Raw genomic sequence first — 16,821 nt, forward strand, 5'->3', positions numbered from 1 at the left:
TTGCGTCGCACTCTTGTACTTTCAATCTTTTTTGACCTAAAACACAAAAATCAAAAAATTGAATAATTTTCTTAACTCTCCTTTGATAAAGTCCATCATAAAATCACATCCGAACGACAATCCCCTTATCTCTTAAGTACCCTTTCAAATCAGGGATAGTAATTTCTTTGAAATGAAAAATGCTGGCTGCTAACGCTGCGTCTGCTTTGCCTTGTTCAAAAACATCTGTAAAATGTTCCATTGTTCCGCCACCACCAGAAGCAATAACAGGAACCGGCAAATTTTTAGAAAGCATTTTTGTTATATCTAAAGCAAAGCCTTTTTTAGTACCGTCATTATTCATCGACGTAAGTAAGATTTCTCCTGCGCCCCTGTCAACTGCTTCCTTTGCCCAATCAAAACATTTGGCCTCTGTCTTTGTGCGTCCACCGTTTAGATAAACATACCATTCCCCATCTTCTTCCTGTTTCGTATCTATCGCTAGTACAACACACTGGGAACCGAATTCTTTTGCAAGATCATTTAGTAATTGAGGGTTTCTGAAAGCAGCTGTGTTTACCGATATTTTATCAGCTCCGTTTTGTAATAACACACTTACATCTTCAACGCTTCCTATTCCCCCACCAACTGTAAAGGGGATATTAATCTTATGAGCAATTCGATTTACAAGTTGACTTAACGTTTTTCGTTTTTCAACCGTTGCGGTTATATCAAGAAACACGAGTTCATCAGCTCCCTGTTGTGCATACAATGCACCTAGTTCTACCGGGTCACCTGCATCCCTGATATTTTCAAAGTTGACACCTTTTACCGTGCGACCGTCTTTAATATCGAGGCAGGGTATAATTCTCTTGGTTAGCCCCCCCCGCCCCCTGAAGGGGGAGCCGGAAAGACGTTCACTATCTCTTATAAGTTCTTTCATTTCTATTATTTGCCAAAGTGGTATCCCCCATTTGGTTCCTTTCTAGGGATTAGGGGCTTAGGATCTAAATTGCTTGAGTTCTAACAATGAAATTTTATTCTCATAAATAGCCTTCCCAATAATTACACCTTTACAACCAATTTCCTGGAGCTGGTCAACATCTTGCAGGGAGCTAACGCCTCCACTGGCGATAAAAAAAAGATCAGGAAATTTTGAAATGATGTTTTTATAAAGGTCTACAGAAGGGCCTTCCATTTTGCCGTCTTTGCTCACGTCAGTGCAAAATATCTGTTGCACACCTTTATTTACATACTTTTCTATAAAGTCATAAATCCAAATGTCTGTTGTTTCAAGCCAACCGCTCACGGCAATTTTTTCATCTTTTACGTCGGCCCCCAAAATAAACTTTTCTGCCCCAAATTGCTGAAGCCACGTGGTAAATGCTGTTTCGTCTTTTACGGCAATGCTTCCTACCGTTGCATAAGTGGCCCCACTCTCTAAAACAATGCTGACATCTTTTTCGGTTTTTATTCCACCTCCAAAATCTACTACCAACTTCGTTTTTCCCGCAATTGCTTCGAGTACCTTCCAGTTTTTTACTGCACCTGCCTTCGCTCCGTCCAAATCAACAAGATGTAGCCGCATTATTTCTGCATCCTCAAATTGCTTTGCGACATCTAAAGGATTTTTATGGTAAATAGTTTTTTTTGAATAATCGCCCTGTGTCAGTCGAACGCATTTTCCATCGATGATATCTATTGCTGGTATTATTTGAAGCCCCCCCACCCCTAAAGGGGAGCTTGTAAAAACCTGAGTTTTTTGTTTGGCGTTTCCTATCTCAGTTTCAATTTGTTTTAGCACTTTTGATACATCATTAAAAAGTTCGTTATTCTCAAAACGTAGTATCTTAATTCCCAACTCTTTCAAATGACCTTCTCTGATTTCGTCATTTCTTTTTACTTCTTCAATTGCATGAATACTTCCATCTAACTCTATCCCCAACTTAAGTTCATGGCAGTAAAAATCTAGAACATACAAAAACGCAGGATGTTGTCTCCGAAATTTTACCCCCAATTGCCCTCCTTTCAAATAGTTCCAAAGCAACTCTTCAGCGTCTGTCGTACGATTTCTAAGCTCTTCAGCTTTTTCAAAGATCAAGTTATTAGCCCCATAAAACATTTCTTTCTTCACCTGTTATACGTTTTAAAATTAATTTCTTCTCGCTCCTCCCTTTAGGGCTGGGGCTTCTTCTCTCTCCTCCCTTTAGGGCCGGGGCATCTCTATAAAATTTTTCAAAATTTGTTCGCCTGCGTTAGCGCTCTTTTCTGTATGAAATTGTACACCATAAAAGTTGCCCTTACTTAAAGCGGCGCTGAAAGGTTTGGTATAATTGGTCGTAGCGATTGTGTGTTCACCTAGCGAGGCATAATAGCTATGGACAAAATAGCAATAACTGTCTTCTTTTACATTTTTCATTAAAGGAGACTTTAAGTCGTAGATATTATTCCAACCCATTTGAGGCACTTTTAATTCGGAGCCGCTGCTATCAAACTTAAGTACCTGTTCTTCAAATATGCCTAAACAGTCAGTATCATTTTCTTCGCTGTATGCGCACATTAACTGCATTCCCAGGCATACGCCAAGTACCGGCTGTTTTAATTCTTTAATTACCTGATCCAGCTTTCTTGCCTTTAAATAGTCCATAGCTGTACTGGCTTCTCCAACACCAGGAAAAATTACTTTGTCTGCTGATTGAAGCTCTTCGACGTCGTCAGTCACTTCCGCCTCCACTCCTATTCTTTCCAGTGCAAATAATACTGATTGAATATTACCGGCATTGTACTTAACTATTTTCAGAACCATGATTTAGATTAATTATGACGAAAGCCTGTGGGAAAAATGATTGGACTCATTCCCTTCTGAAACTTCCACATCTTAAATAATTGTTTGCAAAAAATCTCTTGTTGCTGTATTAACATCTTTACCATTACCTAACGCTTTAATGTAAGCGCTTCCGATAATTGCGCCATTTGTGTATTTACAAGCTACTTCGAATGTTTCGCGGTCTTTTATTCCAAATCCAACAAGAATGGGATTTGTGAGATTCATGTCGCTCAACTTTTTAAAATACCCTTCCTGCTCACTGATGTCTTTGTTATTGCCTGTTGTAGAGGAGGAGGAAACGGCATATAAAAAACCTGTACTTAATTCGTCAATCCTTTTCAATCTTTCATCTTTTGTTTCTGGTGTTACAAGAAAGATAAGATTCAATTGATGTCGCTCAAGGATCTCTCGGTATTCAGTCTCATACTCATACATCGGCAAGTCAGGAAGAATTAAACCATCAATACCAACTTCGGCAGCTTTTCTACAAAAATTTTCAAACCCATATTGAATAACAGGATTCATATAACCCATTAGAATAACAGGGACATGAATAGTAGGCCTCATTTCTTCTAATTGATTGAACAAAATTGAAATCGTCATTCCATTTTGTAAAGCAACCGCACCACTTTGCTGGATTACCTCTCCGTCTGCAAGCGGGTCGCTGTAGGGCATTCCCAGTTCTATTAAATCAGCACCATTATCCTGCAAAGCTTTCATTACTTCCATTGTACTTTCAAGTTTAGGAAAACCTGCAGTACAATACACATTTAAAACTTTTTGCTGCTTCTGTTTGAATAATTCTTCAATCTTTGTCATCGCGGTTATTTAAGATCTATCTCCATTTTTATATCTGCCCTTTTATATTCGACGTTTCCTAAAGGAACTTCCTTGAATCCAAATTTCGAATACAAGTGTATGGCAGGTTTTAACCTTGTGTTTGAGTATAGAATAATTTTGTGAGCTTTTAAATCGCGGGCTTTCTTCAAACAAAACTCAATCAATTTATTTCCAATTTTCTTCCCCTGGAACTCTTCTGCAACAGCCATTTTTGATAACTCGTAAACGCCGTCTTCAGTTTTTATCAAAGCAAATGTTCCCGCTATTTGATCACCTGTTATAGCAAAAAATATAAAACCTCCTTTGTCTATAATATAAGCTCTAGGAGAGGCCAAAATCTTCTCATCAATTGGTTCGACTTCAAAGTACTTCTGAAGCCATGCACGGTTTAATCTGGCAAAGTCTTCGTTGAATTTTTCGTCGTAGCTGATGATATTGATTTGTTCTGGGTTCATTTTTGGTCCTTATACATAAAATACTTTTCCTTATCCCTCTCCTCCATTTTGAAACCCAACCTCAGATATAGCTTCTGTGCCCTGATATTTACTTTTAAAACTTCGAGCTCCAACCTTTTCTTTTTCTCCTCAGCTTCTTTAATCAGGTCCCGCATGATTTTAGTTCCAATACCTTGCGACTGGTAATCTGGTAGCAGGTACAATCCACTTATGAAAATGCTTGCATCTCCTTCTTTCACATCCACACTTCCTATCGGTTGATCACCTGCTCTGATAATTTTTGTATTCCCTTCTGCAAAACTGTTCTTGTGAAACTTCGTCTGAAACTGATCATCCCAACCCCATGTTTGCTCTACGTATTCGCGGTAAGCAATCCTCTTAAGTCGATAAACAAAATCGAAATCGTCATTTGTTGCTGCTGATAAAGTGTAAGCCCCAAACCCTTGAAGGGGCATTAAAGGATACCCATACTTATTTGGCATAAGAAAATATTTAATAAACTAAAACCCGAACAACAATCTCACTAACTCCCTTTTTGGGGCCGGGTTAAACTCCCTTTAACGCAGGAGCTTGTTCCATACTTCTCATATACGTTGCCAAATCTTTGTCACCTCTTCCACTTAAACAAACAATAGTTACATCGTCTTCTTTCAAATCCATTTGCTTCAAAGCAGAGAATGCGTGAGCCGACTCAAGGGCTGGAATGATCCCTTCAAGCTTTGCCAATTCAAAAGCGGCCGTCAAAGAGTCTTCGTCTGTTACACTTAAGAAAGTACCACGGCCACAGTCGAACAAGTGTGCATGCATGGGTCCAATTCCCGGGTAGTCGAGGCCGGCAGAAATGCTATGAGGTTCTATTACCTGGCCGTCTTCAGTTTGCATAACCAGGCTTTTGCTTCCGTGTAAAACACCGGCACGACCAAGCTGTGTAGTAGCTGCACTCATGCCACTATTAATACCATGACCAGCGGCTTCAACAGCGATCAACCTTACAGCCGGTTCATTAATAAAGTGATAAAAAGCGCCCGCAGCATTGCTTCCACCACCAACACAGGCAACTACCTGGTTTGGTAACTCGGCGCCGGTCTTTTCCTTTAGCTGCCATCTCATTTCTTCGCTTATAACGCTTTGAAAACGAGCAACCATATCAGGATAAGGGTGCGGGCCGACAACACTTCCAATAATATAATGAGTGTGTACTGGCTCGTTGATCCAGGCACGGATTGCTTCGTTCGTAGCATCTTTTAAAGTTCTGCTACCGCTCTTTGCAGGAACCACAGTTGCTCCAAGCATCTTCATCCGGGCAACATTTGGTGCCTGACGTTCTATATCCACCTCTCCCATATATACGACACACTCCATTCCTTTCAATGCACAAACCGTTGCAGTTGCTACACCATGTTGCCCTGCGCCTGTTTCAGCTATAATCCTTTTTTTGCCCAATTTCTGTGCAAGCAAAATTTGCCCTATTGTATTATTTATTTTATGTGCCCCTGTATGACAAAGGTCTTCACGCTTCAGGTAAATCTTGCTGTTGAACTGCTTGCTTAAACGCTGTGCAAAAAATAAAGGAGTTGGCCTTCCAACATAATCTCTAAGCAACTCCTGGTATTCCTTCTGGAAAGATGGTTCAGCCATAATTTCTAAATACCGCGTCTTCAATTGCTCCACATTTGGATGCAACATTTCGGGAATATAAGCACCTCCAAATTTGCCGTAATAACCAAATTCATTAGGTCCGACACCTTCCTTACCAATTGGCGATAAAATCGTTTCTTCTACAGTCGTCATTGAATTACTTTTTTAGCTGGTGCAACGCACCACCTTAGTTTGAGCTTTTTTAAAGGAGTTTCTCGTTTTTGCTTTATGTGATTGGTCTAAGGTGAAGACAGACTCTTTACAAACGCTCCCACTTTGTCCATATCCTTTACTCCGGGTGATATTTCAAACTTGCTGTTTATGTCGACTGCAAACAAGTCTTTTGCTACAGGTTGTTGCATGAACTCTTTTATACTACCGCCATCTGCTGGCTCAATTCCTCCACTTAAGAAAAAGGGCTTATTAATGTTCACTCCCTTTAACTTACTCCAATTGAATTTCTTGCCTGTACCGCCATAACCTGCACCATCGGTATCGAACATAAACATGTCAGTGTCTGCGCTATAATTCCTGGTCTTCCATTCTACTTCGCAATCGTCTGTAATTCTAAATGCTTTAATAACAGAGATATAGTTAGAAAGTTTCGAGCAATAAAACGGGGTTTCGTCTCCATGTAATTGCACCATATCAAGGCCGAAGTTATCAACATGATTCATTACCTCATCATAAGAAGCATTCACAAAAACACCTATTTTAAACACCTTCAACTTTGCTTTTTTTACCTCATGCCCTTTTAAATGACGCATAACAAACCGAGGCGATTTATGGTAAAAGATCATTCCCGCAAACTGCACTCCCATGTCACCTAACTGGTGCATTTGATCCAAGCTTGTCATGCCACAAACTTTTATGCGGCAAGCCTTGAACGTGTCTGTTGCCTCGGTGCCACTATTGCTATCCATTACTTAATTTTTATCCCTCCATTTCAACCTTTGAAGCTGCTTTAAGGGCATTTACAAAATCAGCAAAAGCAATCGAAGGATCAGCATGTTTCATAAAGTTTTCTCCAATCAAAAAACCCTTGTATCCATGCTGTCTAAGGCGAAGAATCGTGTCTACATCACTTATTCCACTTTCAGAAATCTTTATTTTATCGGCAGGTATTTTCTCACTCAATTCAATTGACCGGTTAACATCCACCGTAAACGTTTTTAGATCCCGGTTGTTTACGCCGACTATGTCGACCTCTGTGCAAATATGCGACAACTCTTCTTCATTATGAATTTCAAGCAGCACTTCGAGACTTTGTCGCTTTGCAAAAAGTGCCAGTTCCTGTACCCGCTGAGGAGTTAGATTTGCAGCAATCAGCAAAATAACACTTGCCCCAATAGCCTTCGCCTCTATGATCTGATACTCATCAATTATAAAATCCTTTCTTAAAATTGGCACCGAAACTATATCTCTCGCATAAATAATATCATCGTTTGATCCACCAAAGTAATTCTCATCAGTCAAAATCGAAATGCCTGCAGCACCATGAGCGTCATAGGTTTCTACAACTGGCCCGATTTGAATGTCTGCATTAATAACACCTTTTGACGGTGATTTTCGCTTAAACTCGGCAATGATACCTGTGCTTCCTTCTGCAAGAAGATTTGAGACGAGTGAATTGCACATTGAAGCGTACAAAGGAAAAGTCTTAAGATCTTCCACAGGCACCAGCTCCTTTTTTTGCTCTACTTCAATTCGTTTGCTGGCGATAATGTTATCAAGAATGTTCATATTGTAAAAGTAAAACTCTAATTAGTTTATTATTCTATAGCGTTTCTTGGCCGACTTTAGATTTTCATAGCATCATCGTTGTGTCACTCACTTGTACTTTTGGTAATTCGCCGCGCGGCCGCCTCATCCTGGCCTCCTTCTCCTTGGGGAGAAGGAAGCCAGGCAGGGGAATAAATTGTTTTTCTTTAGCATTGACAATTCAACTCTAACAACTTGACCCAACAAAATATTACAGCAACTAACCCTAAACTCTAAACCTTAAACTTCAAACTCTAAACCCTAAACCCTGAACTTTAAACCTTTCTATTGCAAACTCACCAACTTCTGCAAACACTTGTATGCTTTGCCACTTTCCAAACTTTCTACAGCCGCTCCGTAGGCTTCATCATACGAATTATATTCTCCGGTGCATTGCAACGCCATTGCTGAATTTGCAATTACAACCGCATTTTGAGCAAATGTTCCTTCGCCCTTAATAATCTTTAAAAACATTTTAGCTGCTTCTTCGGGTGTATTGCCACCGAAAATGTCCTGAGGTTGCACCATACGTTTACCAATCTGTTCTGGTGTAAAAACCTTTTCTCCTGCGTTCGTGATGACTTTCGTGTCATCAGTCAGTGATATCTCATCATACCCATCAAGGCTGTGAATAATAGTGAAAGGCTTGCCTGTTTGCTGCAACAAATAATTATAAATTCTCGCCATTTCAAGATTATAAACCCCGACCAACTGAAAATCAGGATCAGCCGGATTGATCATTGGACCAAGCATATTAAAGAACGTACGAATTCCAAGGCTTTTTCTTAGTGGACCAACAGTCTTCATTGCCGGGTGAAACAATGGAGCATGCATAAAGCAGATGTTTGCTTCATCAACCTCTTTCTTCAAAGCGTCAATATTGTTCTTAAGCTTATAACCCAGTTGCTCCATTACGTTTGATGCACCGCTGGTAGAGGTCATGCCATAATTGCCATGTTTTGCCACTTTCTGTTCAGTGCCGGCAACTATAAAACATGAAAGAGTTGAGATGTTGAAAGTATTTTTTCCATCACCACCCGTACCAACAATGTCCATTGTTTTAAAGCCGTTCAAATCAACTTTTGTGCAAAGCTCCAGTAAAGCATCTCTAAATCCCTGCAACTCATCTATCGTAATGCTTCGCATTAAATAAACAGTTACAAAAGCTGTTATCTCGTACTCGTTGTATATAGCTTTCGAGATGTTGGTGAGAACCTCTTTAGCTTGCTCGCGACTTAAAGTCTTGTGCTCGAATAGGTGTTGTAAGATTTTCTTCATTGTCTGAACCGGGATTTAGAAGGATTTTTAGGATTGTGTGGAGACATTAGATGATTTGTATTTTTGATTTTCGAGCCTTTTGAATTGCGGGCTTTGAGAACCAAAATTTATAAGAAGCCCGACTTCAACATTATAAGCTTCTAAATAATTTTTAGCCTGGGCAAGATGAACGCTTTCAAGATTTACTAGTGCCTTTAATTCAACCATAATTTTTCCATCTACTAAAAAGTCTACTCTTCGTTCGCCTACTTCTAAATTTTTATAATAAACTTTCATATTAAATTCTCTTTCAAATGGCATCTTAATTTCCATAAATTCTATTGCCAGAGCTCGTTGATAAATTACTTCCTGAAACCCATTCCCTAATGCCGCATGTACTCTCATGGCTGCGCCGATGATTTTTTCAGTGGTTTCTTTATACTTTAGTTCGGACATGACTGGTTTTAGAAATTAAAGAATGTTGATTTTCTTATAATCCAATTAATCCTACAAAATCATGGTTCAGACAGTTCCCACCAGCCAATTCCTAATAATCGCTTCGCCATCTGGTGTCAACACACTCTCTGGATGAAACTGTACACCTCTTACATCATATTTCTTGTGCTGCAGACCCATGATTAAGTTGTTGTCGTCTCTTGCTGTTATTTCGAGTTCTTCGGGGAAACCTTCTTCTTTTACAACCCAGCTATGATATCGTCCAATGGCAATTTGCTTCGGTAAACCTTTAAACAAAACGTTTTCGGTATCTAATTGGCAAGGGGTTGCTACACCATGGAAAACACTAGAAAGATTTTCAAGTTCACCACCAAATGCCTGTCCTATAGCCTGGTGGCCAAGGCATACTCCTAGTATTGATTTTGTCGGCGCATATTCTCTAATCACGTTCAGCAATAAACCTGCTTCAGATGGAATACCCGGCCCAGGCGAAAGAATAATTTTGTCGTATTCTTTTATTTTTTCCAATGGAATTTGATCGTTTCGGTAAACGTCTACTTTTTCGTGCGTGATCTTTTCAACCAGGTGAACAAGGTTGTATGTGAAGCTGTCGTAATTATCAAAAACTAATATTTTCATGCCCTAAACCCTTAAAGGGATAATTTAAATTTTGTTGAATAATCTTGTTCGGTACAAGTAAGTGACACAACGATGTCTAATAGTAGCAATGCTGCTAAGCACCTAATCACTCACAAATACCTTCGGCAACTTTGATGGCTGTCTTCAAAGCGTTCAACTTGTTATTGACTTCCTGCAGTTCGCTTTCTGCAACCGATGCATCCACCACACCCGCGCCAGCCTGGTAAAACAAAGTGTTTTGTTTGCTAAGAAAAGACCTGATCATAATAGCATGATTTAGCTCGCCATTAAAACCAATCACACCTATTGCACCACCATAATAACTGCGGGAAGTTTTTTCGTATTCGTTTATTAGCTGCATTGCCTTAACCTTTGGCGCACCGCTAAGTGTACCGGCAGGAAACGTGGACGCCAATAATTCAAAAGGATTTGTTCCGGATTTTGGTGTACCCGTAACCTCGCTTACCAAATGAATGACGTGAGAATAATAATGCACCTTGCGATAACTACTTACATGAACGTCATCTGCATAACGACTTAGATCGTTGCGGGCCAGATCGACCAACATTACGTGCTCTGCATTCTCCTTAGGATCTTTTAGCAATTTTTCAGCAAGAAGTTCATCCTGTTCGTCGTTGCCCGTACGCTTGAAAGTGCCGGCGATGGGATGTACGATTGCCTTGTTATTTTTTATGATCACCTGACTTTCCGGTGAAGATCCCATTAGACGGTAGTCATTATAGTCGAAGTAAAAGAGGTATGGACTGGGATTAACAGTCCGCAGTGCACGATATACATTGAACTCATCCCCCGTAAAAGTTTGTTCAAATCTCCTGCTCAATACTATCTGGAAAACATCTCCACGGTGACAGCTTTGTTTGCCTTTTTCTACAATGTTGATATATTCTTCATTGGTAAGATTTGACGTCTCTTCTCCTGTAGCTTTAAAGGGAAAAACAGGAACATCTTTGCTTTTGATAAGAGAAATGATCAAATCCAAATCACTTTCAGACCCTTTCACCTGGTTTTCGCAGATGTACAATTCGTCTTTAAAATGATTGATAGCTATAACGTACTGGTACAAGCGATACCGCATTAGAGGAATGGCATTCGGTTCATCTTTACCATCTTTCAACTTAACATCTTCAAAAAACTGAACAGCATCGAACGTAGTGTATCCGAACAGGCCTTGTGAAACAGGAATTTCACTTTTGTTAGAAGGCTGAAAACGCTTCAAAAAAGTGTCAAGCTCTAACACGACTGCAGCTTTACCAGCTAACCTTTTTCGTATGACCGGCTCATTTGGATACTTAAATTCAAATGTATCTGCCGTACTTACTTCAATGCCCGCAATTGGCTTTACACAGATAAATGAAAAACTGTTTTCGGCTACGTGGAAGTCGCTACTCTCCAGGAGAATGCTACCAGGAAAACGGTCTCTCAACCTGAGATAAATACCTACCGGAGTGTATACATCCGCAAGCATCTTTTTACAAACAGTCTCGAAAACAATAGGTTTCATAATTTGACCTCACCTTGGTCCCTCTCTTCTAAGAGGAGCCAAGCTTTTTAATTTGAAAATTTAACTTCAATAGTGACTTTTCAACTACCTGTAATGATCATCATATCCCGTAATCCATTCATGCCCCAACCCTCGTTCAAAACATAAAAAAAACCCCGGCTTTTGCCGGGGCTTGTAATATGTTATATTTAGATAAACAAAAATAACACAGCTACCCCGGGAAGGAGATGCTATGCCACCAATTGTTATTTAAAGTCAATGTTTTCATTTGCCTAGCAAAGATGTAGGACTATTTTCTACTGAACAAATTTTTTTTGCAAGGTTTTTGCCATTAGTAAAATCAATTGAAAAAATAAACAAACAACCAATGACCATACTGCACAAAGAAAATGCAAACGAAGGAGCTTTTTATATTGAAGAAGACGGGCAAAGGCTTGCCGAGATGGATTATAGAAAAGAAAAAGACAGAATAATTATTCAACATACAGAAGTAAATGAGTCTTTAAGAGGTAAGAATGTAGGCTTCCAATTGGTGGAGCGTGGGGTAGAATATGCGCGGGAAGCAAACTTAAAAATAGTTCCGCTTTGTGTGTTTGCGAAAAAAGTACTTGATATGCACAAAGAGTTCCAGGATGTTTTATAAGTGATAAAAAGAACACTATTATTTGCAATTATACGTTTGTTAAAGCATCAGGGGCTAATAGCTTTTATAACCTTTTTTATAGAGATTTGAGTATGAAGAAATTTCTCCCACTGGTTCTCCTGCCCTTTTTGGTGTTGACCAGCTTCAATTACAATAATGCAGATGCGATTTTAGGCGAGTGGGCAAATGGCACTAATAAAGGTCATATTCAATTGTACAAACAAGACGGCAAATACTATGGTAAAATTATCTGGTTGAAGCAGCCGAATGATGAAACCGGAAAGCCTAAGATCGACAAAAATAATCCCGATGAAAACGCTAGAACAAAGCGTTTGTTAGGGTTAATCATGCTGCGTGATTTTAAATATGAAGATGGTGAATGGACCGATGGAAAAATTTATAATCCCGATGATGGCAAGGAATACAAAAGTAAAATGAAACTTAAAGATCAGAAGACTCTTGCTGTTCGTGGCTACATTGGAATTTCTCTTATCGGTAAAACAGAAACTTTTGTCAGAGTAAAATAACCAATGAAAAACATTCATTCTATTATTCCTGTTTTTCCAGCCCCGTAAATTTATAGAACATTGTTGTGTCACTCTCTTGTACAGTTTGTCTCAATTCAGCCCGGTTCTTTACTTAAAACCAATTATTCCTCCCAAAGATTCCCTTAACTATCATTCAATCCTTAGATCTAACACCGTCTTTTTAAAAAAGACAGCGTCCCTTTTTGCTTTTACTTTGTTGTATTATTCTTAAGTAATACAACATGCGATTTCTATTTTGGATTTTCCTTTTAATTACCGGTTCGAGTTTTAGTCAAAATGACAAGTACATTTTACTAAAAGCTGATCGTGTTTTCGATGGTGAAAACATGCATAGCAACTGGACGGTTCTGGTGAAGAACAATAAGATCGAACAGGTGGGACTTATCCAAAATATCCCAGGTAATACAGAAACGATTAACCTTCCCGGCACTACGTTGATGCCTGGTTTGATAGAAGGTCATTCTCATTTATTTCTTCATCCTTATAACGAAACCTCTTGGAACGACCAGGTGCTGAAAGAAAGCCGGGCCGAAAGAACAGCCAGGGCAGTAAATCATGCAAAGGCAACGCTGTCTGCGGGTTTCACAACAGTCAGAGATCTTGGAACTGAAGGAGCAATGTATGATGATGCCGGATTGAAAAAAGCCATTGAAAAAGGTGTGATCCAAGGTCCAAGGATGATCATAGCTACGAAGGCAATTGTTGCCAAAGGTACATATGGACCAAGATCAGAGTCACCGGACGTCGAATTGCCACAAGGCGCAGCAGAAGTTGTAGGTATAGAGGACATAGCCAATGAAGTAAGAACACAAATAGGCAAAGGTGCTGATGTGATTAAAATATATGCAGACTACCGATGGGGACAAAACGGCGAAGCTATGCCTACGTTTAGTGAAGAAGCACTCACGATGGCCGTAGCAACAGCAAAAAATGGAGGAAGGCAAGTGGTAGTACATTCCTCCACACCCGAAGGAATGCGTCGAAGCATTTTGGCTGGTGTTTCAACAATCGAACATGGGGACGATGGAACTGCAGAGATCTTCAGGCTAATGAAAGAAAGAAAAGTAGCACTATGTCCTACACTTGCTGCAGGTGACGCTATTTTGCAATATCGTGGATGGAAGAAAGGAGTCGATCCGGAACCTGCATCCCTAGTAAACAAAAAGAAATCGTTTCAGCTGGCATTACAGGCTGGTGTAACAATTTGCATGGGTGGAGACGTAGGTGTTTTTGCTCACGGAGATAATGCACGCGAAATGGAAATGATGGTAGAGTATGGGATGAAACCGTTAGAAGTACTACGATCAGCTACGTCAGTAAATGCTGACGTCTTTGGATACGGAACAAAGTTTGGAAGAATTAAACCAGGTCTATTTGCGGATATGATTGCAGTACAAGGAAACCCAGTCGAGGATATAAAGGCTATAAAAAAAGTTGTCTTTGTAATGAAGGATGGTAAGGTTTATAAACGCGACTGAGAGAAAACAGATGACGCGTTGCAATCAATTCGAAACGATAAGTTTTCCTCGATCCTTTCGAACCGTGTTATCAGTGTTTCATAATTACAACACCCCTTTTGTCGATGGCAAATAGTTGCTAAGAGGATCTCGCTTTACAGCCATTTTTATCGCTTTTGCAAAAGCCTTAAAAATAGCTTCAATCTTGTGGTGTTCGTTATCTCCTTTGGATTCAATATTTAGGTTACATTTTGCTGCATCGCTGAACGATTTAAAGAAATGGAAAAACATTTCTGTCGGCATCTCTCCTATCTTCTCCCGTTTAAATTCTGCATCCCAAACAATCCAGTTTCTGCCGCCGAAATCTATAAGAACTTTTGCTTCGGCTTCGTCCATGGGCAATGCAAACCCATAGCGTTCCATTCCTCGTTTATCGGCTAAGGCTTTTGCAAAGGCTTCACCCAAGGCAATACCAGTATCTTCAATTGTGTGGTGCTCATCTATTTCTAAATCCCCCTTTGTTATGACTTTTAAATCCATCTTTCCATGGCGTGCGATTTGGTCAAGCATATGATCAAAGAAACCGAGGCCTGTGGAAATTTCAGCTTTACCGCTGCCATCAAGATTTAAGTCAATACTAATCGTTGTTTCATTGGTATTGCGCTCGTGATGCACTTGTCGTAAACCCAGCTTTAGAAATTCATAAATGTCTTTCCATGAAGTAGTTTCTAAAGCGATTACTTTTTCAAGTTCAGCCCGGGCATCTTTAATTTCCGCTCCCCCAAGGTTTGCATCATTATTTATCCATATTCCCTTACAGCCTAAATTTTTGGCAAGCTGTATATCAGTAATCCTGTCACCGATTACGTAAGAATTTGGAATGTCATAATTGTCATTGCCAAGATAATCTGTAAACATACCAATACCAGGTTTACGGGTTGGTGCATTTTCAGCAGGAAAAGTTCGATCGAAATGTTGCGCGGAGAAATGAATTCCTTCGTTTTCGAGGCTCTTCATTATGAAATTATGAACCGGCCAAAAAGTGTTTTCAGGATAAGCATCTGTTCCTAATCCATCCTGGTTACTGACCATTACCAGTTCATAATCAAGTTCTTTCGCAATTCTGCCCATATACTCAAACATGTGCGGATAAAAGGCAAGTTTACTGAAACTATCAATCTGGTACGTTGGTGGTGCTTCGTTGATAAGGGTTCCGTCGCGGTCAATGAATAGTACTCGTTTCAAAGGCTTTATTTTATGATTATTTCCGAACAAAATGTATCCTCACTCCAGATTTTGTTCCTGGTAGAAATTGCTTCAAATATATTCCAAACTATGGCAAACAGGAGCTTTTCATGAAAGCGTTAAATCCTTCTTTAAATCTTTTGAAATTTAGTCAACCTTTTGATTGTTTTTGTCGACTAGCTGAAGAGTAAGCAGTAGAATAACCTGTCTTAAAATTGCTAATTCGTCATGACAATAGAAGGCGTAATTGCAGAAGAAAAAAGAATTTTTAGTTGAAAAAAGTGAACTAGTACGGGCCTGTATCAGCCTGCAATGACTTTCACATCTAATTCACAGGTTGTGTATAACGTAGTATGAAATTTGATTATCGAAGAATTATATTTGGTTAGAGGGAAAACAAGTGCTGAAGGTTTGTTACAGACATCAGTGCCATTGGTAAAAACATAAAAAATAAAAAATTTGACAGACACTATTATTAATCTTGAAACAGTAAATCCCATTGAATTTTTTGGTGTAAACAATGGGAAGCTGGATCTCCTTAAAAAGAAATTTCCGCTGCTAAAAATACTAAGTCGGGGCACCCAGATAAAACTAAGTGGGGCGCCCGAGCAAATTGAAACGGCAAAAGAAAAAATTGATTTAATACTTCAATACCTGGAAAGAAACGGACACTTAAGCGAAAACTACTTTGAGCAAATTCTCGGTGGAGACGATGCAGAAGTGATTGACAATTTCGTTGAAAGAAATCCAAATGATATCCTGGTTTTCGGACCGAACGGTAAAACAGTAAGAGCGAGAACTGCTAACCAAAAGAAAATGGTGCAGGCAGGTGATCGAAACGATATTCTTTTTGCAATCGGGCCCGCAGGTACGGGTAAAACTTATACTGCAGTGGCAATGGCAGTAAGGGCGCTTAAAAATAAGGTTGTTAAAAAAATTATTCTTACAAGACCGGCTGTCGAAGCAGGCGAAAATCTTGGTTTCTTGCCGGGAGATCTAAAAGAAAAAATCGATCCTTACTTACGTCCATTGTATGATGCTTTAGATGACATGATACCTGCTGATAAATTAGGGTATTACATGAGTACGCGAACAATTGAGATTGCTCCTCTTGCTTATATGCGTGGACGCACTTTGGACAATGCCTTTATCATCTTGGACGAAGCGCAGAACACCAACGACTTGCAACTTAAGATGTTTCTTACGAGGATTGGAGCAAATGCGAAGGCTATCATTACAGGTGATCCAACGCAAGTTGACTTACCTAAGAACCAAAGAAGTGGGCTTGAAAAAGCATCTCGGATTTTGAAAAATATTGACGGGATTGCTCACATAGAACTCGATGAAGAAGACGTGGTACGTCACAGATTGGTTAAAGCGATTATCAAAGCCTACGACCGTGAAAAGGAAAAAGAGCAGGTACCAGGTTTTCAACCGAACAACCGGTAATTAATTTAAAGTTGTTAATAAATGTAAAAGAGGCAGCCTTACCGGTTGCCTCTTTTGCTTTAGCATAGCCCATATAAAAAATGACTTTTTTTTATTGTTACCTTT

At 39.5% G+C, this 16,821-nt stretch carries 18 protein-coding genes; 4 read left to right on the top strand and 14 right to left on the bottom strand.

Annotation, left to right across the window (positions count from 1 at the left end; genetic code table 11):
• Nucleotides 1-103: 103 nt before the first annotated feature.
• The 13 genes from hisF to SAE01_RS13150 all read right to left on the bottom strand — a co-directional run bounded on the left by hisF (nucleotide 104) and on the right by SAE01_RS13150 (nucleotide 11,374).
• Complete coding sequence (hisF, locus tag SAE01_RS13090; protein ID WP_246113234.1) at nucleotides 104-922, bottom strand: imidazole glycerol phosphate synthase subunit HisF; 819 nt, start codon at nucleotides 920-922, stop codon at nucleotides 104-106.
• A 57-nt stretch (nucleotides 923-979) separates the two neighbouring features.
• Nucleotides 980-2,113 (bottom strand): 1-(5-phosphoribosyl)-5-[(5-phosphoribosylamino)methylideneamino]imidazole-4-carboxamide isomerase, encoded by a 1,134-nt coding sequence (hisA, locus tag SAE01_RS24505; RefSeq protein WP_147204218.1) that lies wholly within the window; start codon nucleotides 2,111-2,113, stop codon nucleotides 980-982.
• 72 nt (nucleotides 2,114-2,185) lie between these two features.
• Complete coding sequence (gene hisH, locus SAE01_RS13100; RefSeq protein ID WP_147204219.1) at nucleotides 2,186-2,785, bottom strand: imidazole glycerol phosphate synthase subunit HisH; 600 nt, start codon at nucleotides 2,783-2,785, stop codon at nucleotides 2,186-2,188.
• Nucleotides 2,786-2,857: 72 nt separating this feature from the next.
• The gene (trpA, locus tag SAE01_RS13105) at nucleotides 2,858-3,625 is read right to left on the bottom strand and encodes a tryptophan synthase subunit alpha (protein WP_147204220.1); all 768 of its coding nucleotides are present in this window, start codon (nucleotides 3,623-3,625) and stop codon (nucleotides 2,858-2,860) included.
• A 5-nt stretch (nucleotides 3,626-3,630) separates the two neighbouring features.
• The gene (locus SAE01_RS13110) at nucleotides 3,631-4,101 is read right to left on the bottom strand and encodes a GNAT family N-acetyltransferase (protein ID WP_147204221.1); all 471 of its coding nucleotides are present in this window, start codon (nucleotides 4,099-4,101) and stop codon (nucleotides 3,631-3,633) included.
• On the bottom strand, nucleotides 4,098-4,583 hold the full coding sequence (locus tag SAE01_RS13115) for a GNAT family N-acetyltransferase (protein ID WP_147204222.1): 486 nt from the start codon (nucleotides 4,581-4,583) through the stop codon (nucleotides 4,098-4,100). The genes SAE01_RS13110 and SAE01_RS13115 overlap by 4 nt, the downstream gene beginning before the upstream one ends.
• Nucleotides 4,584-4,647: 64 nt before the next feature.
• Nucleotides 4,648-5,892: a tryptophan synthase subunit beta gene (trpB, locus tag SAE01_RS13120; RefSeq protein ID WP_147204223.1), complete on the bottom strand. Its 1,245-nt coding sequence runs from the start codon at nucleotides 5,890-5,892 to the stop codon at nucleotides 4,648-4,650.
• An 86-nt stretch (nucleotides 5,893-5,978) separates the two neighbouring features.
• On the bottom strand, nucleotides 5,979-6,662 hold the full coding sequence (locus SAE01_RS13125; RefSeq protein WP_147204224.1) for a phosphoribosylanthranilate isomerase: 684 nt from the start codon (nucleotides 6,660-6,662) through the stop codon (nucleotides 5,979-5,981).
• 10 nt (nucleotides 6,663-6,672) lie between these two features.
• Nucleotides 6,673-7,482, bottom strand: a complete 810-nt coding sequence (gene trpC, locus SAE01_RS13130; RefSeq protein ID WP_147204225.1) for an indole-3-glycerol phosphate synthase TrpC — start codon at nucleotides 7,480-7,482, stop codon at nucleotides 6,673-6,675.
• Nucleotides 7,483-7,785: 303 nt separating this feature from the next.
• The gene (gene trpD, locus SAE01_RS13135) at nucleotides 7,786-8,778 is read right to left on the bottom strand and encodes an anthranilate phosphoribosyltransferase (protein ID WP_147204226.1); all 993 of its coding nucleotides are present in this window, start codon (nucleotides 8,776-8,778) and stop codon (nucleotides 7,786-7,788) included.
• A 27-nt stretch (nucleotides 8,779-8,805) separates the two neighbouring features.
• Complete coding sequence (locus SAE01_RS13140) at nucleotides 8,806-9,213, bottom strand: GxxExxY protein (protein ID WP_147204227.1); 408 nt, start codon at nucleotides 9,211-9,213, stop codon at nucleotides 8,806-8,808.
• Nucleotides 9,214-9,279: 66 nt separating this feature from the next.
• Nucleotides 9,280-9,852, bottom strand: coding sequence for an anthranilate synthase component II (locus SAE01_RS13145; RefSeq protein ID WP_147204228.1), 573 nt, complete (start codon nucleotides 9,850-9,852; stop codon nucleotides 9,280-9,282).
• Nucleotides 9,853-9,958: 106 nt separating this feature from the next.
• A complete protein-coding gene (locus SAE01_RS13150; RefSeq protein WP_147204229.1) occupies nucleotides 9,959-11,374 on the bottom strand; it encodes an anthranilate synthase component I family protein in 1,416 nt (471 codons plus the stop codon).
• 367 nt (nucleotides 11,375-11,741) lie between these two features.
• Here SAE01_RS13150 and SAE01_RS13155 point away from each other — a divergent pair, with 367 nt between their 5' ends.
• The 3 genes from SAE01_RS13155 (at nucleotide 11,742) to SAE01_RS13165 (ending at nucleotide 14,043) form a co-directional block, all read left to right on the top strand.
• The gene (locus tag SAE01_RS13155) at nucleotides 11,742-12,017 is read left to right on the top strand and encodes a GNAT family N-acetyltransferase (RefSeq protein WP_147204230.1); all 276 of its coding nucleotides are present in this window, start codon (nucleotides 11,742-11,744) and stop codon (nucleotides 12,015-12,017) included.
• A 92-nt stretch (nucleotides 12,018-12,109) separates the two neighbouring features.
• Entirely contained in the window at nucleotides 12,110-12,544 is a 435-nt protein-coding gene (locus SAE01_RS13160) for a DUF2147 domain-containing protein (RefSeq protein ID WP_147204231.1), read from the top strand.
• 242 nt (nucleotides 12,545-12,786) lie between these two features.
• Nucleotides 12,787-14,043, top strand: coding sequence for a metal-dependent hydrolase family protein (locus SAE01_RS13165; RefSeq protein WP_147204232.1), 1,257 nt, complete (start codon nucleotides 12,787-12,789; stop codon nucleotides 14,041-14,043).
• An 84-nt stretch (nucleotides 14,044-14,127) separates the two neighbouring features.
• On the opposite strand, the gene hisB is transcribed toward SAE01_RS13165, so the two are convergent.
• Nucleotides 14,128-15,267, bottom strand: a complete 1,140-nt coding sequence (gene hisB, locus SAE01_RS13170) for a bifunctional histidinol-phosphatase/imidazoleglycerol-phosphate dehydratase HisB (protein WP_147204233.1) — start codon at nucleotides 15,265-15,267, stop codon at nucleotides 14,128-14,130.
• Nucleotides 15,268-15,726: 459 nt separating this feature from the next.
• Here hisB and SAE01_RS13175 point away from each other — a divergent pair, with 459 nt between their 5' ends.
• Complete coding sequence (locus SAE01_RS13175; RefSeq protein WP_147204234.1) at nucleotides 15,727-16,716, top strand: PhoH family protein; 990 nt, start codon at nucleotides 15,727-15,729, stop codon at nucleotides 16,714-16,716.
• The last annotated feature ends 105 nt before the right edge of the window (nucleotides 16,717-16,821 follow it).

Source organism: Segetibacter aerophilus, from assembly GCF_007991655.1.
GTDB lineage: Bacteria > Bacteroidota > Bacteroidia > Chitinophagales > Chitinophagaceae > Segetibacter > Segetibacter aerophilus.